This is a genomic window from Kluyvera sp. 142486 (assembly GCF_046569695.1).
Classification (GTDB): Bacteria; Pseudomonadota; Gammaproteobacteria; order Enterobacterales; family Enterobacteriaceae; genus Kluyvera.
This window is the reverse complement of record NZ_JBKHUI010000005.1, coordinates 42,585-66,015: the sequence shown is the minus strand read 5'-3', so window position 1 is coordinate 66,015 and position 23,431 is coordinate 42,585. Positions and strand designations below refer to the sequence as shown.

Annotated in this window: 15 protein-coding genes; 4 read left to right on the top strand and 11 right to left on the bottom strand. The window is 58.0% G+C overall.

Features of this window, described 5'->3' with window-relative positions; translation table 11 throughout:
* Nucleotides 1-9 precede the first annotated feature (9 nt).
* The gene (locus ACLGE8_RS07605; protein WP_410997630.1) at nt 10-783 is read left to right on the top strand and encodes an ABC transporter ATP-binding protein; all 774 of its coding nucleotides are present in this window, start codon (nt 10-12) and stop codon (nt 781-783) included.
* Between the two features lie 111 nt (nt 784-894).
* Nucleotides 895-2,184, top strand: coding sequence for an ABC transporter substrate-binding protein (locus tag ACLGE8_RS07600; RefSeq protein ID WP_410997629.1), 1,290 nt, complete (start codon nt 895-897; stop codon nt 2,182-2,184).
* Here ACLGE8_RS07600 and yegS read toward each other — a convergent pair.
* The 9 genes from yegS to ACLGE8_RS07555 form a co-directional block, all read right to left on the bottom strand.
* The gene (yegS, locus tag ACLGE8_RS07595) at nt 2,181-3,080 is read right to left on the bottom strand and encodes a lipid kinase YegS (RefSeq protein WP_410997628.1); all 900 of its coding nucleotides are present in this window, start codon (nt 3,078-3,080) and stop codon (nt 2,181-2,183) included. The two genes, ACLGE8_RS07600 and yegS, sit on opposite strands and share 4 nt — an antisense overlap.
* Nucleotides 3,081-3,324: 244 nt before the next feature.
* Nucleotides 3,325-4,686 carry a tRNA 5-hydroxyuridine modification protein YegQ gene (yegQ, locus tag ACLGE8_RS07590; RefSeq protein WP_410997627.1) on the bottom strand — a complete coding sequence of 454 codons (1,362 nt, stop codon included), beginning with the start codon at nt 4,684-4,686 and terminating at the stop codon, nt 3,325-3,327.
* 115 nt (nt 4,687-4,801) lie between these two features.
* The gene (locus ACLGE8_RS07585) at nt 4,802-6,913 is read right to left on the bottom strand and encodes a DUF4034 domain-containing protein (protein WP_410997625.1); all 2,112 of its coding nucleotides are present in this window, start codon (nt 6,911-6,913) and stop codon (nt 4,802-4,804) included.
* 431 nt (nt 6,914-7,344) lie between these two features.
* Nucleotides 7,345-8,067: a two-component system response regulator BaeR gene (gene baeR, locus ACLGE8_RS07580; protein ID WP_333494566.1), complete on the bottom strand. Its 723-nt coding sequence runs from the start codon at nt 8,065-8,067 to the stop codon at nt 7,345-7,347.
* Complete coding sequence (gene baeS / locus ACLGE8_RS07575) at nt 8,064-9,515, bottom strand: two-component system sensor histidine kinase BaeS (protein ID WP_410997623.1); 1,452 nt, start codon at nt 9,513-9,515, stop codon at nt 8,064-8,066. The genes baeR and baeS overlap by 4 nt, the downstream gene beginning before the upstream one ends.
* A 3-nt stretch (nt 9,516-9,518) precedes the next feature.
* Nucleotides 9,519-10,931 (bottom strand): MFS transporter, encoded by a 1,413-nt coding sequence (locus ACLGE8_RS07570; RefSeq protein ID WP_410997621.1) that lies wholly within the window; start codon nt 10,929-10,931, stop codon nt 9,519-9,521.
* A 2-nt stretch (nt 10,932-10,933) separates the two neighbouring features.
* The gene (mdtC, locus tag ACLGE8_RS07565) at nt 10,934-14,011 is read right to left on the bottom strand and encodes a multidrug efflux RND transporter permease subunit MdtC (RefSeq protein ID WP_410997619.1); all 3,078 of its coding nucleotides are present in this window, start codon (nt 14,009-14,011) and stop codon (nt 10,934-10,936) included.
* Entirely contained in the window at nt 14,012-17,134 is a 3,123-nt protein-coding gene (locus tag ACLGE8_RS07560) for an MdtB/MuxB family multidrug efflux RND transporter permease subunit (protein WP_410997618.1), read from the bottom strand. It lies immediately after the preceding gene.
* Entirely contained in the window at nt 17,134-18,396 is a 1,263-nt protein-coding gene (locus ACLGE8_RS07555; protein ID WP_410997617.1) for an MdtA/MuxA family multidrug efflux RND transporter periplasmic adaptor subunit, read from the bottom strand. The genes ACLGE8_RS07560 and ACLGE8_RS07555 overlap by 1 nt, the downstream gene beginning before the upstream one ends.
* Before the next feature lie 253 nt (nt 18,397-18,649).
* On the opposite strand from ACLGE8_RS07555, the gene ACLGE8_RS07550 reads away from it, so the two are divergent.
* Complete coding sequence (locus ACLGE8_RS07550; protein WP_185667046.1) at nt 18,650-18,709, top strand: type I toxin-antitoxin system Ibs family toxin; 60 nt, start codon at nt 18,650-18,652, stop codon at nt 18,707-18,709.
* 82 nt (nt 18,710-18,791) lie between these two features.
* Here the strand turns inward: ACLGE8_RS07550 and yegD are convergent, their stop codons facing one another.
* The gene (gene yegD / locus ACLGE8_RS07545; RefSeq protein WP_410997850.1) at nt 18,792-20,144 is read right to left on the bottom strand and encodes a molecular chaperone; all 1,353 of its coding nucleotides are present in this window, start codon (nt 20,142-20,144) and stop codon (nt 18,792-18,794) included.
* A gap of 149 nt (nt 20,145-20,293) precedes the next feature.
* On the opposite strand from yegD, the gene alkA reads away from it, so the two are divergent.
* A complete protein-coding gene (alkA, locus tag ACLGE8_RS07540; protein WP_410997616.1) occupies nt 20,294-21,136 on the top strand; it encodes a DNA-3-methyladenine glycosylase 2 in 843 nt (280 codons plus the stop codon).
* Here alkA and ACLGE8_RS07535 read toward each other — a convergent pair.
* Complete coding sequence (locus ACLGE8_RS07535; protein ID WP_410997615.1) at nt 21,088-23,358, bottom strand: PAS domain S-box protein; 2,271 nt, start codon at nt 23,356-23,358, stop codon at nt 21,088-21,090. The genes alkA and ACLGE8_RS07535 overlap by 49 nt on opposite strands.
* Nucleotides 23,359-23,431 lie beyond the last annotated feature (73 nt).

The window sequence follows — 23,431 nt, the reverse complement described above, 5'->3', positions numbered from 1 at the left end:
GAGCGCACGATGATTGAAGTGAAAAACTTAAGCCTGGTGTTTGGCGAGGGCGAAAAGCGCAACCAGGTGCTGTTTGACGTCAATTTCCACGTTAAGCCGGGCGAGATTTATGGCCTGGTCGGCGAGTCCGGCTCCGGGAAAACCACGGTGCTGAAGTGCCTCGCCGGGCTGTTTAACCACTGGCAGGGCGAGCTGGCGATTAGCGGCCAGCCGCTGGCGCATAAGATTAGCCGCGAGCGCTGCCGTCAGGTGCAGATGGTGTTTCAGGACCCGTACGGATCGCTGCACCCACGCCACACCATTGGTGACATCCTCGAAGAGCCGCTGCAAATTAACGGCATCGGCGATCGCGACCGGCGCATCAACACGCTGCTCGACCGGGTGGGGCTGAACCGCGCCTTCCGCGACCGCTATCCGCACCAGCTCTCGGGCGGCCAGCGCCAGCGCGTGGCGATTGCCCGCGCGCTGATCCTCGAACCGCAGGTACTGTTGCTCGACGAACCGACCTCGGCGCTGGATGTATCGGTGCAGGCGGAGATCCTCAATCTGCTGGCGGAGCTGCAAAAAGAGTCGAACCTGACCTACCTGATGGTGACGCACGATCTGGGCGTGATTGCCCACCTCTGCCAGAAGGTGGCGGTGATGCAGTACGGCAAGATCCTCGAAACGCTCACCGTCGATGCCTTGGTCAACGGCGAAGCGCAAACGCCGTACACGCAGATGCTGGTCAACGCCAGCCGCCAGTACACGCGAGAAATGGCGCGCGAGGTGGCGGCATATTAACCGTAGGCCCGATAAGCGTAGCGCCATCGGGCAGTTCGGTGCTGGTGCCGGATGGCGGCGTAAACGCCTTATCCGGCCACCCCATCAATTTGCCTCTGGGAATAATAAAAAATGCATAAAAAATCTTTCCGTCTTGCCCTACCTATTGTCCTCTGTACCTGTACTGCCTCCGCGCTGGCGGCGGAAACCGTCGACCTGCGTATGTCCTGGTGGGGCGGCAACGGTCGTCATCAGGTAACGCTGAAGGCGCTGGAAGCCTTCCATCAGCAGTATCCGGATATCAACGTCAAAGCCGAATACACCGGTTGGGATGGGCACACCTCTCGCCTGACTACGCAACTGGCGGGCGGTACCGAGCCGGACGTCATGCAGACTAACTGGAACTGGCTGGCGCTGTTCTCTAAAGATGGCAACGGCTTCTACGATCTCAACAAGGTCAAAGATGAAATTGGCCTCGACCAGTTCACCGCCAAAGACCTCCAGCCGGTCACGGTCAAAGGTAAGCTGAACGGCATTCCGGTCGCCATGACCGCGCGTATCTTCTACTACAACGATCAAACCTGGAAAAAAGCGGGTATCAGCTACCCGAAAAACTGGGACGAACTGATAAGCGCCGGGAAAACGTTTGAGAGCAAGCTCGGCAAACAATATTACCCGGTGGCCCCGGAAAGCCTGGGGGTGCTGGCGTTGCTCAACTCCTATATGGTGCAGAAGTACAACATTCCGGCCATTGACCAGCAGAGTAAAAAATTCACCTACAGCGACGCGCAGTGGGTCGAGTTTTTCCAGCTGTATAAAACGCTTATCGACAACCACGTTATCCCGGATATGAAGTACTACGCCTCGTTCGGCAAGGGCAACATGTACGAAATGAAGCCGTGGATTGAAGGGGAGTGGGGCGGCGTTTATATGTGGAACACCGCCGTTACCAAATATTCGGACAACCTCAAGCCACCGGCGAAGCTCGAACTGGGTGACTATCCGATGCTGCCGGGCGCTACCGACGCGGGGCTGTTTATGAAACCGTCGATGATGCTGTCGATTGGCAAAACCACTAAACACCCGGAAGCGGCGGCGAAGCTGGTTAACTTCCTGCTGAACAGTAAAGAGGGCGTCACGCTACTGGGGCTGGAGCGCGGCGTGCCGCTGAGCAAAAGCGCGGTGGCGACGCTGACGGCGGCGGGGGTGATCAATGACAAAGACCCATCGGTTGCCGGGATTAAACAGGCGCTGGCGCTGCCAACCACGCTTTCCGTGTCGCCGTATCTGGAAGACCCGCAGTTGGTGCAGGAGTTTGATAGCGCGCTGCAGTCGATCGATTACGGCAAGAAAACCGTCGCCGAAGCGGCAACGGATTTCAAACGCCAGTCGGAGCGCATCTTAAAACGCGCAATGCGTTAACGTAACAACGGACAATCCGGCGGCAGGCGGCAGCGCAATGCCGCCGGTAAAATCTCCATGCGGAAGGTTTTGCCGCTGAGCGGCTCGCCGTCCAGGTTAAAGGTCATCTCGTGCGACGCGGTGACCTCAAACCACGGCGAAACGCTATCCACCAGGTTTTCCGCGCCATCGTTGCTGGCAAGCGTATTAAACAGCGCCGGGATAAGCTCTTCCCCGGTGAAAATACGCAGGTGCAGCAGGCCGTCGTTAATCAATGCCTCCGGGCAGAGCTGCTGCCCGCCACCCGCCTGACGGCCGTTGCCGATACCGATAACCAGCGCATCGCCCTGCCAGTGGAAGTTCTCGCCGTGAATTTCGCAGCGGTCCGGCTTCAGGGTATCCATCCGCATCAACCCATGAATCAGGTAAGACACGCCGCCCAGCGCGGCTTTCAGCTTCTCTGGCGTTTCGGTAGTAATGCGCGTGCCGAAGCCGCCGGTGGCCATATTGATAAAGCAGGTTTTGTGGTTCACCTGAGCGATATCGACCGGCACGTCGCGACCCGCAATGGCGAGCTTCAGCGCATTAGCCAGATCCGCAGGAATATTGACGCTGGTGGCAAAGTCGTTGGCAGTGCCGAGCGGCAAAATGCCGAGGGCCGGTACCAGGCGGCTTTCGCTGTGGATCAGCGCCGTCGCCACTTCGTTAATCGTCCCGTCACCGCCGCCCGCAATCACCGTCTCGACGTTCAGGCGAATGGCTTCTTCCACATAACGCACCGCATCGCCTTTCTCCCAGGTGACGCGAACATGAATGGTCACACCCTCATCGCGTAGCAGTTCAACCGCCTCGCGTAATTGAGGGGTATTGGCACCCTTGCCATTTAAAATCAATAAGCTTGCAGGAAAATCGGACATCCGTGGTACCTCTTTGTGGGGTATGCAAAGAGTGTAACAAAGGAAGTGAGGACGCGCTTTAGGAGGATGGGGCAAAAAAATAAGCCCGTGTAAGGGAGATTACACGGGCTAAGGAGGTGGTTCCTGGGTACAGCTAGCATTTATGGATTATGTTTTTCAGCGAAGCGGATAATATCGATATTTGATTATTCCGTCTGTGATCTATTTCTAAGAATCTTTGCTATTGAAAAACAATATAAATGTACTAGCCGTTATGCGGATTCCGAGTCGATTCTCCTGCGAAGTTGCGCATCAGCAGGCCATACTCCAGCGCCACGTCTTCCGGCACGGGTAACCATACGGTGTGACCGTCGCCTGGTGCCACGGAAGTGGCTTCGCCTTTGAGGTTTTCCATGTGCTCCAGGGTGAAGTTGACGTTGCCCTGTGGGGTCATCATCTCCAGGCTGTCGCCGACGGTGAATTTGTTTTTAACCGCGACGGCGGCCAGGTTGCCTTTACGCTCACCGGTAAATTCGCCGACAAACTGCTGACGCTCGGAGACGGAGTAGCCGTGCTCGTAATTCTGGTAGTCGTCGTGGGTGTGGCGACGCAGGAAGCCTTCGGTGTAGCCACGGTGTGCGAGGTTTTCCAGGGTTTCCAGCAGAGAGGCATCGAACGGTTTGCCAGCGGCGGCGTCGTCAATGGCCTTGCGGTACACCTGCGCGGTACGGGCGCAGTAGTAATGTGATTTGGTACGGCCTTCGATTTTCAGCGAGTGTACGCCCATCTGGGTCAGACGCTCAACGTGAGCGATGGCGCGCAGATCTTTGGAGTTCATGATGTAGGTGCCGTGTTCGTCTTCAAAGGCGGTCATGTACTCGCCCGGACGCTTGGCTTCCTCAATCATAAAGACTTTATCGGTTGGCGCGCCGATGCCCAGCGTTGGCTCAACGTTCTGTACTGGAATCGGCTCGAATTTGTGGACGATATTGCCCACGTCATCTTCTTTACCTTCCTGAACGTTGTATTCCCAGCGGCAGGCGTTGGTGCAGGTGCCCTGGTTCGGGTCACGCTTGTTGATGTAGCCGGACAGCAGGCAGCGGCCGGAATAGGCCATGCACAGCGCGCCGTGAACGAAGATCTCAATCTCCATATCTGGCACCTGGGTACGGACTTCTTCGATCTCTTCCAGCGACAGCTCACGGGAGAGGATCACGCGGGTCAGTCCCATCTGTTTCCAGAACTTCACCGTCGCCCAGTTCACGGCGTTAGCCTGCACGGACAGGTGGATGTCCATGTCAGGGAAGTTTTCGCGCACCAACATAATCAGGCCTGGGTCAGACATAATCAGCGCATCCGGCCCCATATCCACTACCGGCTTCAGGTCACGAATAAAAGTTTTAAGCTTGGCGTTATGCGGGGCGATGTTCACCACCACATAGAATTTTTTACCCAGTGCATGGGCTTCGTTGATGCCGAGCTGCAGATTTTCGTGATTGAATTCGTTGTTACGGACGCGCAGAGAGTAGCGTGGCTGGCCAGCGTAAACTGCATCGGCACCGTAAGCGAAAGCGTAACGCATATTTTTCAGCGTTCCCGCCGGGGAGAGGAGTTCCGGTTTAAACATGATTATCTCGTTCTGATGACAGGTCAGATTCGTCGCACCTGATGCGGCGAGTTGGGGAGTGCCCCCACATTAAGGGCGGGCATTGTAGCGCTGTAGGGGAGGGGAGTAAACCTTCTTACGCCATCGAGTTTGACCGTCCGGGGAGTTCTGAATCCGGGATACGGAACGTGAGTCGGGTAAAGCGATAGCGTTTCCAGATAGTTGAAAAATGCAGGTCATAAAGCCAGTCCAGGACAATATCATCATCCGGATAGAGCGCAGTGGCAAAGTACGCCCAGCGCGCGCTGAGCTTCATGTTAAACAGTAAGCGGTCATGTTTATTGCCGTACAGCTGCGCCAGGCTGACCATTGCCTCCAGCGTGCCATTGTCGGCTTCTTGTTTCACCAGCGCCAGATGCTGATGTGCCAGCGTCAGATCTTCCACCTCAGATATCTTTATCAGGAACAGGCCCAAAGCTTCCTGATGCCCATACTGGTGCGCCAGATAGAGATTATCCAGCAGCGCTTTTTCATACGCGAAACGCTTGGCGTCATCGGATTCTTGTTCGATCAGTCGCTGGCAGCAGCTACCTATGCTGAAATGAACATTTTGCAGCTCGTCCTCATATTCGGCATATCCGGCGTTCGAGAAAAGACGGTGCGGATGGCTATCGCGCAGGGCAATTTTTTCATGCAGGGTAGCCGCCGCGCGCTGAAAATAGCTCAGCGCAGTGGCTGGTTCATAGGGCAGCAGGGCGTTATCTTCATTGTCGTTATATTCCAGACCGAGGAGGTCTAGCGCGGCGGGCATATTTCTCTGGGCGCCCAACTCGGCCAGCGGTACGAAATGTTCCGGCAGCTGAAATTTGTGCAAATTATTAATGGCTGCTCGCCAGCTGTAGTTGCAGGCAAGATCGGCAACGTTATCCAGCCACTTACTCCCCTCCGCTTCGTCTTTGTCAAAGCCGAGTAATCCCGCAAACTGGAAATAGCCACGGTAGATCTGCGGCGCATCGAATTCCGCCGGTTGCGTATTCTGGCAGAGAAAATTATAAATCCACCAGGTATCGGAAAAATCGCGCTGGGCGAAGATTACCGCATAAGCGCAGTAGTAATTATTGAGTTTGACCTTTTCCATCACCGCGCGCTGAAGAGTACGCCAGAGCGCGTCTTTGTCGCCTAGATCGTCATAGCATCCCAACAGCCACTCCAGCGCGTTGTGGCGAGACGCCGGAATTGGCGCTCGCTGTGCAATCTCTTCAGCGGTGGCGATAATCTGTTCCCGCTCAGCCGGGGAATCCACCGCTTTGATGCTTAGATTGCTGTGGATGTCCCACCAGATGAATAGCGCCAGATGCTCGCGTTCTGCCGCAGAAAGATGCCCGCAGGCCGATGAGGCCAGAACGTTGCGGACCTCTTCGTGCGAGCCGCCCCAGCGCGGCAGACAAAACGGAATATATGTGTTTAATGGGTCAAACGCCGTGGGGAAAATGTGCAGACAAACGGTGAGCCAGTCGCTACTGCCGGTATTGCTGACACAGTCTTGCAGCGCGGGCGGGCGCGGCAGCGTAGGGCATACCGCGTCGGTAAGCGATAAACCGGACCAGGCCATCAGCACTTCCACCTCCTGCGGCGAACGGCGATGATACTCGGCAAGTTCTTCCATGAGCGGTTGCCCTGACACATCAGTACCCGCAAGGAACGAAACCAGCCACTCGGGTTGCCCAAAGACTTTTGCGTTGATGCAGGCCAGCGTGGCAGCCATCCACTGGCGTGGTTCGCAGTCGATGGCGTTGAGGACGGCGATCATCATCTTCTCGTTGCAGGCAGCGGCGCAGATCCACATTTCGCGGGGCGTTTTGTGTCTCCGACCGTAACGGCGATAGAGAAAGGCTCGGTGGTTCCAATACTGTGCCTCGGCAAGCCAGGCGTGGCTGGAGCGGGGGCGGGCACGTTGCCACGCTTTGATTAACGCTAACCCTTCTGGCCCAGCCTCCACCACTGCGTCCATATCATGATAGGGGTTGGAGAGATGCGTCCTGGCGCGGAAATAGCGGTTTTCCGCTTTGCGGCTGGTAAAACTTTCTGTCAGCGCCTTGTTATAGCGTTCATCCAGTTCAAAATAATGCGCTTTGCATAGCAGGCCGTGAATATCGGCGATGTGCCACTCTCGTTGTCCGCTATTAAGCGGCATTTTGTGGTTACACATCTCAAACATGGCGTCAGCCAGACGGTCGTCCTGTTCCATTGGCAGTCCTTTTAAATAGGCTTGAAAATCGTCAACGCATTCCACGGCAGTCTTTGCCAGCGGTTGAAAGCGTCTTTTAAATAGCAGATGGCATATCGTTAAGCGTTAATCATAGCTGGTGAACTCGGACCCGTGCCAGATGAGGGGGAAGTTGAATATCTCCGCTATTGCCGCGCTGTTGGCTGCGGAAATAATCGCGAATTTTATATCTGGGGAGTTTATTTTATTTCGGAATTTATATTTATTATTAATATTCGTATCACTCATAGCACCCTTGCCTAATAGCGTATGCGATTTTTCTCCGCGAAATATATCATGTGGCTGAGCCGTTTCGCATATTCACAGCGAGAGTTGATCGCATTCTCGGATTATGACTCGGGTTAATGAATGGGTGATTCAAACCCGGCAAGCGTTGCGCTGCCGGGGACAAATTACGCCATGCGGCAGGCGTCAGCTTCCCAGCGATAGCCTACGCCATAGACGGCGCGGATAAACGACTGCTCGGCGTCCAGCGACTCCAGCTTGCGGCGCAGGTTTTTGATGTGACTGTCGATGGTACGGTCGGTCACCACTCGGTAATCATCGTAGAGATGATTGAGCAACTGCTCGCGGGAAAAGACTTTCCCTGGCTCCTGCGACAGGGTTTTCAGCAGGCGGAACTCGGCGGGGGTGAGGTCGAGCAGGCGGTCGCGCCAGGAGGCCTGAAAGCGGTTTTCATCCACGATAAGCGGGCTCTGGGCGTCCATCGCCTGAAGTTCAGCACGCGGCTTGCAGCGGCGCAAAATGGTTTTCACGCGCGCCACCACTTCCCGTGGGCTGTACGGCTTACAGATATAATCGTCGGCACCAATCTCTAAGCCTAACAGGCGGTCAATTTCTTCGATTTTGGCGGTGACCATCACGATCGGCACGTCGGAGAAACGACGGATTTCGCGGCACAGCGTCAGGCCGTCGGTGCCCGGCAGCATCAGATCCAGCAGGATAAGATCCGGCGGCGTTTGATGAACGTACGGCAGCACTTTGTCCCCGTGGCTAATCAGCGTTGGGGCATAGTGAGCGGCCAGCAAATAGTCGATGAGCAGTTGCCCCAGCTTCGGTTCATCTTCAACAATCAGAATGCGCGGGGCGTTTTCATCAATCGGTAAATCGGTCATATCTCTCTCGGTATTGCACGTTCCAGCGGTAACTCTACTTTAATGCTAACCCCGCCAAAAGGCGAATGCCCAACGTTCAGTTGCCCCCCGTGGGCGGTGACGATGTTGGCGCAAATGGCTAGCCCCAGCCCGGAGCCGCCGCTGGCGCGGTTACGTGAACCTTCGGTGCGGTAGAAGCGTTCGCACAGTCTTGCCAGCTGTTCGTCGGTGACGCCGGGGCCGCTGTCGGCAAATTCCAGCACGATATGCTGCGCGTCGAGCACGGTGCGAATCAGCACCTGACCGCCGCTGTCGGTGTAACGCAGGCTGTTTTCCAGCAGATTGTTGAACAGCTGCATTAAGCGGTCGGGGTCGCCAAATACGGTGGCGCTTTCCGCCAGCGCCAGATTGAGCGTCAGGCCGCGGCTGGCAAGGCGTTCGCGGAAGGCATCGGCGGCAATTTCCAGCAGCGCGATGATATCCACGGTGGATTTCTGGTAGGCCAGCGCCCCTTCATCGGACATCGACAGTTGATGCAGGTCATTGACCAGTTTGGTCAGCGTGGCGACTTCAGCCTGGAGCGAGGTCACCGATTCGGGGGTAAATTTGCGCACGCCGTCCTGTATCGCTTCAAGCTCACCGCGCAGTACCGCCAGCGGCGTGCGCAGCTCGTGGGAGATATCGGCCATTAAATCCCGGCGCATCTGCTGATTTTTCTCTAGCGTACTGGCGAGCTGGTTAAAGTCTTTCGCCAGCCTCCCCAGCTCATCGCCGCTGGTTACCGGTACGCGGGTAGAAAAATCACCTGCTGCCAGCTTGTGGGTGCCTTCAACCAGCCTTCTGACCGGGGCAATCAGGCCGCGGGCTAGCGGGAAGGTGGCTAGCGCGGCGAGCAGCGTCGCCAGCCCGACGATAAGCCAGCTGGTACGACGCTGCTGCTGATCAAAGTTGATATCGGTATTGCGCGTCAGGCGCTCTACCGGTGAGGCGATCACCGCGCCGACCTCCATACCGTTGACGATAATGCCGCGCCGGGAGCCGTCATGGGGCACCGCTTCGCGCGGGCCAACCAGCACTCGGGCGTTCTGATCGACCACCCAGAACTGGGTGCGCCAGCCGTGAGGCGGCATACCGCCGCGATCCGGCCCGCGAGGAGGCTCACCGTCCGGCCCCGGAGGGCCAGGCGGCTGGCGATCTTCATTATTGTCATGCTCAAAAGAGCGCAGGATCTGGAAAATAAAACGGTCGTTATTACGTAAAAAGCGCCAGTTCCCGTGTTGGGCATACTGCTCCGCCAGCGCGTCGCTCAGCAGCTGGAGCCGCTGCTCGTTGCCGCGCTTGATATAGTCAATAAAGCCGCGCTCAAAGCTGATGCGCACGGCCCAGTGCATGCTGATAAGCAGCACAATACAGGTGGCTAAAATGACCAGAAACAGTTTGCCGGAGATGCCCGGGCGCCATAGTTTCACGCTTTACTCCTTGAGTTTGTGTCGGGCGATTACCACGTTTTTGGTGGTGTCGTCCGGTACGCGGGCAAAGACCAGCGCCGGGAGGGCAATAATCGCCGCCATGCAGAGATAGGTGTACATAAAGACGTGGTGCGTAGCGTCGCTGCCGACGGCGATATGCTGTTGACCAAAAGTACCCAGCAGAATACCGGCGATGGTGACGCCGATACTCATCGACAGCTGCATGATCATCGACAGCAGGCTGTTGCCGCTGCTGGCAAACTCATCGGGAAGGTCTTTCAGCGTCAGGGTGTTCATTGACGAGAAGCGGCTGGAGTTGACCATCCCCTGAATAAACAGAATCACCGGCAGGGCGTAATACCAGCCCGTCAGCGCAGTGAACATAAACAGCAGGCTGATAAGCGCCAGGCCAACGGTGCTGAAGACCAGCACGCGGCGATAGCCAAAGCGGTTCACCACCTGCACCACGATACGCTTCATTCCCATGCTGCCCAGCACCATCGGGATCATCATCAGCCCGGCGTGGAACGGCGAGAACCCCAAGCCAATTTGCAGGAACACCGGGGTCATAAACGGCAGCATGCCGCTGCCGATACGCCCGCTAAAGCTACCGGCAAGGCCGAGGGAGAAGGTCGGCGTACGGAACAATTTCAGGTTGAATAGCGCGCTGTCGTTACCGCGGGCATGCCACAGATATATGGCGATGGAGATGATGCCGATAGCCACCAGCGCCCCCACCGTCAGCGGCGAAATGCCGAGACCTTTTTGCCCGTCCAGCGCCAGCGTTAAGGTTGCCATCCCCAGTGCCAGCACGATAAAGCCCGCGATATCGAATCGTCGGGTCTGCACGGTGTAGTTGGGCATCAGCGCCAGCGTGGCAATACAGCCGATAATGCCGACCGGGATGTTAATCAGGAAGATCCAGTGCCAGGAGGCGTACTCCACCAGAATCCCGCCGAGCGCCGGGCCGAGCAGCGGGCCTACCTGACCGGGAATGGTGACGAAGGTCATCGCCGCCATATACTGGTCGCGCGGGACGATTTTCATCACCGTTAGCCTGCCGACCGGTACCATCATGGCACCGCCAATTCCTTGCAGTACGCGCGCCATCACCAGTTCGTTGAGCGTGCTGGCAAGCGAGCAGAACAGCGAGCCGGCGGTGAACAGCACGATGGCGGTGAAAAAGATATTACGCACGCCAACGCGGTCCGCCAGCCAGCCGCTGGCGGGCAGCATCACCGCCACGGTCAGCACGTAGGAAACCACCACCATATGCATATGCAGCGGGCTCTCCCCCAGGCTTAACGCCATTGAGGGGAGGGCGGTGTTGACGATCGTGGTGTCCAGCGATTGCATAAAAAATCCGAACGCCACGATCCAGAGTTGCCAGCGAACGTTGGCAGGGAGATCAGTCATAGTTATTCAGTTACCGATTGTCGGGGTTGACGTGAAAAACGCAGACGCAGACGATCGAAGAACAGATAGACCACTGGAGTGGTGTAGAGAGTTAACAGCTGGCTCATCACCAGCCCCCCTACAATGGTAATCCCCAGCGGTTGACGCAGTTCCGAGCCATCGCCCCCGGAGAGCACCAGCGGGAGTGCGCCAAACAGCGCTGCCAGCGTGGTCATCATAATCGGACGAAAACGCAGCAAACAGGCCTGAAATATCGCCTCTTCCGGGGCCAGGTTGCCGTTACGCTGCGCTTCAAGGGCGAAGTCGACCATCATGATGGCGTTTTTCTTCACAATGCCAATTAATAGCATGATCCCGATAAGGGCGATTAGGCTGAATGGGGCATCGAATAGCTCCAGCGCCAGCAGCGCCCCGACGCCCGCAGATGGCAGCGTAGAGAGGATGGTCAGCGGGTGAACATAGCTCTCATACAGGATCCCCAGCACAATATAGACCGTAGCAATTGCAGCAATGATCAGGATCACCTGCGAGTTCATTGTCTGCTGGAAGACCTGCGCGGTGCCAGCGAACGATCCGCGCACGGTGTTTGGTACGCCGAGCTGGGTCATGGTCCGCGTGATGGCATCGCTCGCTTCCGACAGCGATTTACCGGTCGGCAGGTTGAAGGAGACGGTGGATGCCGCCGATAGCCCCTGATGGTTCACCGACAACGGCGCGTTGGCCGGCTGCCATTTGGCGAAGTAGGACAGCGGAATGGCCTTGCCTTCGCTGTTAATCACAAACATTTTGTCCAGCGCGCTGACGTCCTGGGTATAAACCGGGTCCACCTCCATCACCACCTTATACTGGTTCAGCGGTTGGTAGATGGTGGAGATCTGGCGCTGACCAAAGGCGTTATTCAGCAGGCTGTTGGCTGCTTCGACGCTGATCCCCAGCCGTGACATGGTCTCACGGTCATAGATAAGGTCCATCTCCGCGCCGTTGTCCTGCTGGTCTGAGTTGACGTCGGCAAGTTCCGGCAGCGCGGCGAGCGCTTTACGGATTTTGGGTTCCCATTCGCGCAATGCGCTAAGGTCATCAGACAGCAGCGTGTACTGATAGCTGGCGTTAGACTGACGGCCGCCGACGCGGATGTCCTGCACCGCCATCAGGAACAGATTCGCCCCCGGCTCTTTGGCGAGTTTTTTACGCAGTCGGTCGATAACCTGCTGCGCCGATTCATTACGCACGTTGCGCGCTTTCAGGGTGATAAACATCATGCCGCTGTTAACGCGTGAGCCGCCGGTAAAGCCGGTGACGTTATCCACCGCCGGGTCTTCACGGATGATCTTCATAAAGTCCTGCAGCTTGCCGCGCATCGCCTGGAACGAGATGCTCTGGTCAGCCTGAATGCCACCCATCAGCACCCCGGTATCCTGCTCCGGGAAGAAGGTTTTCGGCACCGTGATGTACAGCCAGATATTAAGCGCAATGGTGGCGAGAAACACCACGCCGACCAGCTTCGCGTGCCCCAGTACCCATTTCAGCGATTTACCGTAGCCCTGCTGCATAGCGACCAGCACGCGTCCGAACCCCTTGTTGCGGGTTGGCGAATGTCGACGGTTAGATTTCAGCATCCAGCCGCACATCATCGGCGTGAGGGTGAGTGAGACGGCGAGCGAAATAGCGATAGCCACCGACAGCGTGACGGCAAACTCCCGCAGCAGCCTGCCCGGCAGGCCGCCCATCAGCAGCAGCGGCAGGAATACCGCTACCAGTGAGACGCTCATCGACAGTACGGTAAAGCCCACTTCGCGGCTACCCTGAAGCGCCGCCTGCATCGGTTTCATCCCGGCCTCAATATGGCGTGAGATATTTTCCAGCACCACGATGGCATCATCGACCACAAAGCCGGTGGCGATAGTCAGAGCCATCAGCGATAGGTTATTGAGGCTAAAGCCGCACAGATACATAGCGGCAAAAGTACCAATCAGCGACACCGGCACCGCCACGGCGGGGATCAGCGTCGCGCGGCCGGAACGCAGGAACAGGAAGACCACCAGAATCACCAGCGCGACGGAAATCACTAGCGTCTGCTCAACTTCCTCCAGCGAGGCACGAATGGTTGGCGAGCGGTCCTGGGCAATTTGCAGGTCAATCGCCGCTGGAATGGTCTGTTGCAGCTCCGGCAGTTCCGCACGGATGCGGTCCACCGTGTCGATAATATTGGCTTCCGGCAGCTTGCGGATCATCAGCAAAATCGCCGGTTTGGCGTTGGTCATCCCGGCGTTGCGCACGTCCTGCACCGAGTCGGTTACGGTGGCGACATCGCCGAGACGCACCGCGCCGCCGTTGTTGTAGTGAACGATCAGCGGCTGGTACTCCGCCGCTTTTTTCAGCTCATCGTTAGTCTGGAGCTGCCAGCGGTGGGTGGTGTCGTCAATCGCCCCCTGCGGTTTGCGCACGTTAGCGTTGCTGATGGCGGTGCGCACCGCATCCAGCGACACGCCCTGGTTAAACAGCGCCTGCGGGTTGAGATCAACGCGCACCGCGGGCAGGGAGCTGCCGCCTACGTCGACGTCGCCCACGCCGTCAATCTGCGAAATGCTCTGCGCCAGCTGGGTAGAGGCGAAGTCGTACAGTTCTCCCTGGGAATAGGTGTCAGAAGTCAGCGTCAGGATCATAATCGGCGCGTCTGACGGGTTGGCTTTACGGTAGGTCGGGCGACTCGGCATACCGCTGGGCAGCAGGTTCTGTGCGGCGTTAATCGCCGCCTGTACGTCACGCGCCGCGCCGTTGATATCGCGGTCGAAGTTAAATTCGAGAATGATGCGCGTACTGCCAAGCGAACTGCTCGAGGTCATCTCGTTGACCCCCGCAATGCGCCCGAGCGATCGTTCCAGCGGCGTTGCCACGGACGACGCCATGGTTTCCGGCGAAGCGCCCGGTAGCGAAGCGCTGATCATAATCACCGGGAAATCAACCTGCGGCAGCGGGGCAACCGGCAGCAGGCGGAATCCGAGGACCCCGCACAGCGTAATGGCGAGCGAAATTAAAATCGTTGCCACCGGGCGAGAGATAAAGAGCGCAAAAAATTTCACTTACGCTTCCTCTTCACGACGCGGGAACCGGCTTTTCAGGTACAGCGACAGTCGGTCAAACAGCAGGTAGATAACCGGGGTGGTGAATAGCGTCAGCACCTGGCTAACCAGCAGGCCGCCGACCATGCCGATCCCCAACGGGCGTCGCAGCTCCGCGCCAACGCCGGTACTGAGCATCAACGGCAGCGCCCCCAGCAGGGCCGCCAGCGTGGTCATCAGAATCGGGCGGAAGCGCAGCAGGCAGGCCTGATAAATCGCCTCGCGCGGCGGCATACCCTGTTCGCGCTCGGCGGCGAGCGCAAAGTCGATCATCATGATCGCGTTCTTCTTCACGATACCAATCAACAGGATGATGCCGATGATGGCGATCACATCCAGTTCGTTACCGGCAATCATCAGCGCCAGCAGCGCACCGACGCCCGCGGTTGGCAGGGTCGACAGAATGGTTATCGGGTGAATAAAGCTCTCATAGAGCACGCCGAGCACGATATACATCGCCACCACCGCCGCGACCACCAGCCAGATAGTGCTGCTGAGTGCCGACTGGAAGGCGAGGGTGCTGCCCTGGAATTCGGTACGAATATCCGACGGGAAGTTCAGCGTTTTCTCGGTATCCAGAATCGACTGTACCGCATCACCAAGCGAGTATTTATCCGGCACGTTGAACGAAATTGTCGTTACCGGGAACTGGTCAAGGTGGTTAATCGACAGCGGCGCAAAGCGCTGCTCCACTTTGGCAATCGCGGTTAATGGTACGATGCCGCCGTCGCTGCTGGTCAGGCGAATATTGTTGAGCGCCGCCAGCCCCGGTGTTTCACGGGTGTCGTGTTCCAGCACTACGCGATACTGGTTGGCCTGGGTGTAAATGGTGGAGATAAGACGCTGACCAAAGGCGTTGTACAGCGCGTTATCGACGTCGGCCATTGAAATACCCAGGCGGCTGGCGCTATCGCGGTCGACGTTAACGTAGGCCACCAGCCCTTTGTCCTGCCAGTCGCTGCTGACATCCGAGAGCTGCGGCAGCGCCTGGAGTTGCTCCATCAGTTGCGGTACCCATTGGCTTAGCGCATCGAGCGAGTTGGCTTGTAGGGTGAACTGATACTGTGTGCGGCTGACGGTGGTATCGATGGTCAGGTCCTGCGTGGGTTGCAGATAGAGCTGGATACCCGGAATACGGTCAACCGACTGCTGGAGACGGCTTATCACTGCCTGCACGCGATCGTCACGTTCACTCAGCGGCTTGAGGTTAATCTGCAAACGGGCGCTGTTGAGCGCTGGGTTGGTGCCGTCCACGCCGACGAATGAGGTCAGGCTTTCGACCGCCGGGTCTTTCAGAATGGCATCGGCCACTGCCTGCTGGCGCTGCGCCATGCTGGCAAAGGAGACCGACTGCGGTGCCTGTAAGGTGCCCTGAATAATGCCGTTATCCTGAGTCGGGAAGAAGCCTTTCGGAATGGTCACCCACAGAATCACCGACAGCGCCAGCGTACCGAGCGCCACGCTCAGGGTTAACCACGGATGGTTCAGCACGCGGGCCAGCAGGTGCCCGTAACCGGCAATCACCCGGTCAAAGAAGCGCTCGCTGGCGCGGGAGAAGCGGTTCTGTTTGCGCAGCGATTCGTGGCTGAGCATGCGCGCGCACATCATCGGCGTCAGCGTTAATGACACTACCGCGGATATCAGTATCGCCACCGCCAGGGTGACGGCGAACTCGCGGAACAGGCGGCCCACGATATCGCCCATAAACAGCAGCGGGATCAGCACCGCAATCAGCGAGAAGGTGAGGGAGATAATGGTAAAGCCAATCTCGCCCGCGCCTTTCAGCGCCGCGGTCATCGGCTTCTCGCCTTTTTCGATATAGCGCGAGATGTTCTCAATCACCACGATGGCGTCATCCACCACGAAGCCGGTGGCGATGGTGAGCGCCATCAGCGTCAGGTTGTTGATGGAGAAATCAAGAAACACCATCACCGCGAAGGTACCCACCAGCGACAGCGGGACGGCGACGCCGGGAATAATCGTTGCCGGGACGTTACGCAGGAACAGGTAGATGATCATCACCACCAGCGCAATCGCCAGCATCAGCTCGAATTGAGTGTCGGAGACTGAGGCGCGGATGTTGGTGGTACGGTCGGAAAGTACCTCAACCTTGACCGATTTCGGCAGGCTTTCGGTAAGCTGCGGCAGCATCTGGCGGATGCTGTCCGCCGTGGAGATGATGTTGGCGCCCGGCTGGCGCTGCACGTTCATCACGATGGCCTGTTTTTTATTGGCCCATGCGCCAAGCCAGGTGTTCTCTGCCCCTTGTTCCACGGTTGCCACGTCGCCTAAGCGAATCGGCGCGCCGTTTTTGTAGGCGATAATCAGCGCCCGGTACTCCTGCGCCGACTGCATCTGGTCGTTTGCTGAGAGTGTTACCGCGCGAGCCGGGCCGTCGAGGCTACCTTTTGCCGAGTTGACGTTGGCGTTAGTAATGGCGGTGCGAATATCTTCGCTGGTCAGCCCAAGGGCAGCAATCGCCTGAGCGTTCAGCTTCACGCGCACGGCCGGGCGCTGGCCCCCCGCCAGCGTTACCAGACCGACGCCGGAGACTTGCGAAATTTTCTGCGCCACGCGAGTTTCCACCATATCTTCCACTTCGGTCATCGGCGTGGCGGTGGAAGTGACGGCAAGGGTCATGATCGGCGGGTCCGCCGGGTTAACCTTGCTGTAGACCGGTGGGTTAGGCAGATCGTTTGGCAGCAGGTTGGTGGCGGCGTTAATCGCGGCCTGCACTTCCTGCTCGGCAACGTCCAGCGGCAGCGTGAGCTGGAACTGGAGGGTGACGACCGATGCGCCGCCGGAGCTTTGCGAGGACATCTGCTTCAGCCCGGACATCTGCCCGAACTGGCGTTCAAGCGGCGCGGTAATCGCTGAGGTCACCACGTCCGGGCTGGTACCCGGATAGAGCGTGACCACCTGAATCGTTGGATAGTCCACCTCCGGCAGCGCGGAGACGGGCAGAAAACGGTAGCCGATGATCCCGGCCAGCAGAATAGCCACCATCAGCAGCGTGGTGGCGACAGGGCGCATAATAAACAGGCGGGACGGGCCGCCCGTGTTGCTCGGCGGTAAAACTTGCATCAGCCGCGCGCTCCTTTATGGCCGGCGGCATGGCCTTCAGCCGCCGCCGGTTTTTCCGTTCCGGAGGTGGTGGCATCGTGGGCGGTGACGACTTCCACTTTGGCCCCTTCGGTTAAGCGGTCGATCCCGTCAGTCACCACGCGGTCACCGGCGGAAAGCCCGGCATCAATCACCACTTTCTGGCTGTCCTGAATACCCGGCACTACGGTGTGTTTGCTGACTTTATTGTCGCTGTTCAGCACCCAGACAAAGTGACCGTCGTTGCCCATCTGCAGTGCCGCGGTTGGGATAACCACCGCATTCTGCTGGGTATCGACCAGCATGCGGGCGTTAACGAACTGGTTCGGGAACAGCGCGTCGTCTTGGTTGTTAAAGCGCGCTTTGAGTTTGATGGTGCCGGTGGTGGCATCAATCTGGTTATCAAGGCTTAGCAGCGTACCGTTGCTCAGTTTCTGCTTGTTGGTGCGGTCCCAGGCTTCAACCACCAGATTTTTGCCCGCTTTCTGTGCGGCAACCACGGTAGCAATATCATTTTCCGGCAGGGTGAAGACCAGGTCGATGGGGTGAGTCTGGGTCAGAACGACGATACCGGTGGTATCGCCGCTGGAGATCTGGTTGCCGATATCAACCTGTTTTAAGCCCACGCGACCATCGATAGGCGCGGTGATACGGCTCCAGTCAAGCTGCAACTGGGCGCTGGCGACGGCGGCTTCATCGGCCTTGATCGTGCCTTCGGTTTCACTGACCAGCGACTGCTGGGTGTCCAGCTCCTGGCGGGAGACCAGATTAGTTTTGACCAGCTGCTGATAGCGGGACAAATCGCGACGCGCGTTGGCAAGAGTCGCTTTGTCTTTTGCCAGTTGCCCCTGCGCCTGGGCGAGGGCGACTTTGAACTGGCTTGGGTCAATTTCTGCCAGCAGGTCACCGGCTTTCACCTGCTGCCCTTCCTGGAAGTGAATCGCCATCAGCTGGCCGTCAACGCGGCTGCGGACGGTGACGGTATTGGCGGCGGTAATGGTTCCCAGCCCGCTCAGATAGCGAGGTACCGCTTCGCTGGTAGCGGTAGCGGCCTGAACCGGTGCCAGCGTGCCGCCAAAGCGACCGCCGTGACGACCGCCAGCGGCAGGCGCGCCCGCCGGTTTCGCGGCGGTGGAACCCGAGGTATCAGAATTGCCGCTGAAGTGCCAGATACCGAACGCGACTGCGATCGCTACCAGCACGGCCAGCGCAATACGCCAGCGATGGTTATGAATGCCTTTCATTGTTATCCGTTTCTCGCCCTGAATCATTTCACGAAATGATACTAGTTTAGTTACGGAACGCTCAGAAAAAATGGAGGAAATATGAAAGACGGAAGGAATCGTCCGAATCCTGAACGGCTTTACGAGTAGGCTCGCAAACTCTGGGGACGAAACTGCGTGGAATGCCGACGCGTGCTACCGTCAGCGGCGTTTAGCAGGGCGCTAAAACAGGAAAGCCCCTCCTGACGAAGGGGCCTTATATAAGGAAAGGGTTATGATGAAGTTAGTCATCATACTGGTGATACTCTTAGTGTTCAGCTTACCGGCTTACTAAGACACCAGAGGGAGGAGCAATCCTCCCTTACCCTAACTCCTTTACGATAGGTCGAAAAAACAGCGAAGTCAACGGCGATATATCAGGCGAAAACCACCTGCGCCCAGCGGGCCAGACCGGCGGTTACTGAGCCAAAATCATCGCCGCCGGCAATCGGAATGCCGGGCAACTGCTGCGCCAGCGCTTTCTTAATCAGCGGTGAGCGCGCGCTACCGCCGGTTAAATAGATAACGTCCGGTTTTTCGCTGCTGTTTTCCAGCGCCAGTTGCACCTGCTCGAGGATGCGCGTCAGCGGCTGGTTCAGCGCCGCCTCCAGACCGTCCTGGCTGATGGCGGTCGCCAGTTCGTCGCTGATAAACGGCAAAGAGGTATCAATCTGCGCGGTTTCGGACAGCGCGATTTTGCTCTCTTCGGCGCTGCGCACCAGACGGTAGCTCAGGCGCTGCTGCCACACTTTATACAGCAGAGACACTTTCTCGGCGTCGCGGGCATCGCGCGCCAGGTCGCGGAGCATGCGCCCATTGGCGGCGCTGTAGAAATCGGTTTGCGCCGGAACGTCGTTGATAGCCACCGCGTTCCACCACGGCAGAATCGGCAGGGCGATGCCTTTTTCGGTGTCACCGCCCATGCCGAGCAGCGGCATCAGGCTCTTGAAAGCCAACGCGATATCGAGGTCGTTACCACCGACGCGGCAACCGCTGTGGCCCAGCAGACTCTGTTCACGGTCGTGACGGGTGCGCCACTGCGGCCCCATCAGTAGCACCGAGCAGTCGGTGGTACCGCCACCGATATCGACCACCAGCACGCGTTTTTCTTCGTTCAGCGTGGCTTCAAAATCCAGACCCGCGGCAACCGGTTCATACTGGAACACCACCTCACGGAAGCCCGCGCGCTTTGCCGCACGTTCAAGGATGCCGACCGCCTGGGCGTTAGCGTCGTCGCCACCGAGGCCCTGGAAGTTAATCGGGCGTCCGATAACAGCCTGGTCGAGATTATCCGTGAGCTGCGCTTGCGTCTGCTGGCGAATATGCAGCATCATTGAGCAGACCAGGTCTTCGAACACTGCGACCTGCTGCGGCTTCAGGCCGCTGGCGCCGAGGAACGATTTCGGCGATTTAACAAAATAGACCTCTTCCGGATCGGCGATGTACTGTTTGAGCGACGCGAGGCCAAACTGCACGCTATTGCTCAGTACCTCGATATCTTCTTCGCGGTTGAAGTTCATCGCCCGACGCAGCAGCGCCTGCGCTTCATCGCCGGTGGCAGGCACCTGATGGTGGCGGTAAAGCCACTCGCTCACCGCTTCGCGCGTTGGGGCCGCAAGCATTGAAGGCAGCAGCGTACTGCCGTTTTCCATCGTCAGCATGCGCGGAGCGCCATCCTGCATCACGGCGATAGAACAGTTCGCCGTCCCGTAGTCAAAACCAATAAACACGACAATCATCCCCATGCCAGTGAAGAAAGGGGGGCGACTTTAGCGGAATGTCGCGAAGGCGGCAACTGGAATATGAAAGCAAGGTCACCGGGGCGATTACCCGCTATGCTATGACGCTCGACGTATTGCTATGTGCCTAAGGAGCAACGATGTTTGAGCTGCCGTGGTTACCGCCATACGACTGGCAATGGATGTTTGGCTTTTTGCAGGCGCGTGCCGTCAGCGGCATTGAACGTTTTGACGACGGTAGCTACACCCGCAGTTGGCGCTGTGGCGAACATCACGGGCTGATCACTATGACGCCGGACGCGGCGCGCAACCGGCTTTGCGTCACGCTCTCCGCTGGGCTTTTACCGGTTGCCGACCGGGCGCTGGCAGGTGTGGAAAAGCTGCTGGACCTGCGCTGCTGTCCGCAGCAGATTCAGCATGCGCTGGGAGACCTTGCCGCCGCTAGACCGGGGCTGCGCCTGCCGGGAGCGCTTGAAGCATTTGAACAGGGAATAAGGGCGATTCTCGGCCAGCTTGTGAGTGTAAAGATGGCGGCGAAGCTGACCGGCAGCGTGGTGGCGCTCTATGGTGAGCCGCTGGCCGAGGAGGAGGGCTTTTTCCTGTTTCCTACCGCCGAGCGTCTGGCGGCGGGCGACCCGCTGGCGCTGAAAGCGCTGGGAATGCCGTTAAAGCGGGCGGAGGCGCTTATCTATTTCGCCCAAGCGACGGTCAACGGCGAGTTGCCACAAGCGCTACCTGAGGATGTCCCCCTGGCGCTAAAAACGCTACAGCAGTTTCCCGGTATTGGCCGCTGGACGGCAAACTACTTCGCGCTGCGTGCCTGGCAGGCGAAGGACATTTTTCTGCCGGATGATTATTTGATCAAACAGCGTTTCCCGGGAATGACGCCCGCGCAAATTCGCGTTTACGCCGAGCGCTGGCAGCCCTGGCGCTCTTACGCGTTATTGCATATCTGGCATACGGATGATTGGTCGCCGACATGAATCACCGGTGTGTAGACCGTGACTCTACCGCGCCCGTTATTTTTCGAGTCGTAGCAGGCGGCATCGGCCTGTACCAGTAGTTCGGCTAGTTTAGCGTTGTGCTCATGTACCAGCGTTAACCCGGCGCTGGCGCCCACTCGGTGCAGGCGGCCTGCCCAGATAAATTCGTAGTGATTAATCGCCTCGACGACGCGCTCGGTGGCGCTCACCGCCTGCTCGGTGGAGCAGTGGCGCAGAATAAAACCGAACTCATCGCCGCCGAGGCGCGCCAGAATATCGCTGGGGCGCAGCATTGAGCGCATCAGCGCGGCGATTTCGTGCAGTAGCGCATCGCCTGCCGCATGGCCTGCGCTGTCGTTGACCGCCTTAAAGAAATCAAGGTCGAGCATAATCAGCGCATGCGACTGATGGCTGCCCGGCAGCGCTTTCAGTAGCCCTTTAAGCTGGCTTTCAAAACTTGAGCGATTGGGCAGCCCGGTCAACGCATCGTGGGTCGCGCTGTAGCTAAGCTGGCGCAGCAGTTTGCGCGATTCGGTAACATCCTGAATGACCAGTACGAAGCCGATATGCTCCCCCTCAAGGGTTTTTAGCGGCGTCATGCTGTAGTGGATATCAAAGCTGTCGCCATAGCGGTTTTTCAGGCTGTTGTCGTACTCGGCGTCGCTTTCGGGACCCGCTTGCGCGCTGAGGGTTTCCAGTATCTCTCCACCTGGCCCCTCGGTAATACGCAGTACGGTGAGCAATGGCTTCCCCTGCGCTTCTGACTGCTTCCAGCCGCACATTTTTTCAGCGACCGGATTCATGAAAATAATGTTCTGCTTATTGTCGGTGCTGATGACCGCATCATGAATGGAGTCGAGGGTGATATGCAGACGCTCTTTTTCCTGGAATAGCGCCTCGTTGGCCTGGGTGAGCTCCGCCATCAGCGCTTTATTCGCTTCGCGGCTTTTTTTCAGCGAGTTGATGTCTTCGACTTGCTTAATAAAATAGAGCGGGGTGCCGTCGTTATTGCGCACGACCGAGACGGCGAGCAGCGCCCAGACCACCTCGCCCTGCTTGGTGCAGTAGCGTTTCTCCAGCGAATAGCTGTCAACTTCCCCGCGATTCAGCCGATCGAGCTGGGCCAAATCGGTGGCTAAATCTTCTGGCCAGGTCACCTGCTGGAAGGTCATCTGATGAAGCTCGTCCTGGCTGTAGCCGAGGAAGGCGCTCAGCGATTTGTTGACCTGCAGCCACTGCCCGTAGGTATCGACCAGCGCCATGCCGATGGCGGAATACTCCATCGCGTTACGAAAGCGGGTTTCGCTCTCGGCAATATGCCGGCGTTCATTGTGCACGGCATACATGGCGATGCTCATCACACCGGCCGGCAGCAGCACCATCAGGAACGGCAGCCCGGGCATATTTTGCAGGCGATAGCTATTGAGGGTGTTCTCAATCATATGCTGAACCAGCGGGTGCAGTGAGGTCAGCATCAGCACGACCATAATGGTCAGCAGGGAAATCATAAATGCTTCTAAGCGCGGCAGGCGTACGGCGCTCCACATCAGCAGCACCATGATGAAGGTGAACGGCCACGGCAGATAGAGCATCGACGTCATGCTTAACGCCAGGGTAAGCACAGCGGTCAGCAGCGTAGAGAACAGCAGCGCGGTATTGTGGTAGCGCGTGAAAAATCGCGCTTTCAGCAGCAGGCCAATCGGTACCACAGCCAGCGCACCGGTGGCTTCGGCAAGTACCCAGACTACCAGCGTTTGCAGCGTGTTGGCGCCGGGAGAGAGGCTGGCGACCAGCATCCCCCCGAGCAACGCTGGCACCAGCGCGCAGGCGATCGCCATGCGGGTCCAGTCCACCAGATTTTGCAGTGGGTTTTCGAGCGCCAGCCAGCGACGTAGCAACAGCGCGCCGACCAGCGCCTCCAGAATGTTAATCGCCGGATAAGTAAGCGTCACCGCCGATGGGGAGTACAGGCTCGTCGCAGCGATAATTCCCAGCGCGCCCGCCAGCCCAATACCGGGCCACAGGGTAGGCTTAAAGCGATAGAATCCCGCCATCATGACCGCCGTCGGGAACCATACCGGCGAAAGATCGCCTGGATGATGCATCAGCGCGAAGGAGTAGAGCGTGAACAGGAACGTCAGGAGCCCGAGGGCGAACAGGAGTTGCGCCGTACGAAACGGTGAGGTCAGGGCGATGGGGATGTACTGTTTTTCTTTCTTCATTACCACGATTATCCGGAGCGACACGCTCCGGCCTTGCTGACATTACCGCTGATTATGCACCAACTTACGCGCC

Excerpts from the sequence above, each read along its gene's own strand:
- ACLGE8_RS07605 (WP_410997630.1), top strand. The coding sequence starts at position 10 with ATGATTGAAGTGAAAAACTTAAGCCTGGTGTTTGGCGAGGGCGAAAAG.
- ACLGE8_RS07600 (WP_410997629.1), top strand. The coding sequence starts at position 895 with ATGCATAAAAAATCTTTCCGTCTTGCCCTACCTATTGTCCTCTGTACC.
- yegS (WP_410997628.1), bottom strand. The coding sequence starts at position 3,080 with ATGTCCGATTTTCCTGCAAGCTTATTGATTTTAAATGGCAAGGGTGCC.
- yegQ (WP_410997627.1), bottom strand. The coding sequence starts at position 4,686 with ATGTTTAAACCGGAACTCCTCTCCCCGGCGGGAACGCTGAAAAATATG.
- ACLGE8_RS07585 (WP_410997625.1), bottom strand. The coding sequence starts at position 6,913 with ATGGAACAGGACGACCGTCTGGCTGACGCCATGTTTGAGATGTGTAAC.
- baeR (WP_333494566.1), bottom strand. The coding sequence starts at position 8,067 with ATGACCGATTTACCGATTGATGAAAACGCCCCGCGCATTCTGATTGTT.
- ACLGE8_RS07570 (WP_410997621.1), bottom strand. The coding sequence starts at position 10,931 with ATGACTGATCTCCCTGCCAACGTTCGCTGGCAACTCTGGATCGTGGCG.
- ACLGE8_RS07560 (WP_410997618.1), bottom strand. The coding sequence starts at position 17,134 with ATGCAAGTTTTACCGCCGAGCAACACGGGCGGCCCGTCCCGCCTGTTT.
- ACLGE8_RS07555 (WP_410997617.1), bottom strand. The coding sequence starts at position 18,396 with ATGAAAGGCATTCATAACCATCGCTGGCGTATTGCGCTGGCCGTGCTG.
- alkA (WP_410997616.1), top strand. The coding sequence starts at position 20,294 with ATGTTTGAGCTGCCGTGGTTACCGCCATACGACTGGCAATGGATGTTT.
- ACLGE8_RS07535 (WP_410997615.1), bottom strand. The coding sequence starts at position 23,358 with ATGAAGAAAGAAAAACAGTACATCCCCATCGCCCTGACCTCACCGTTT.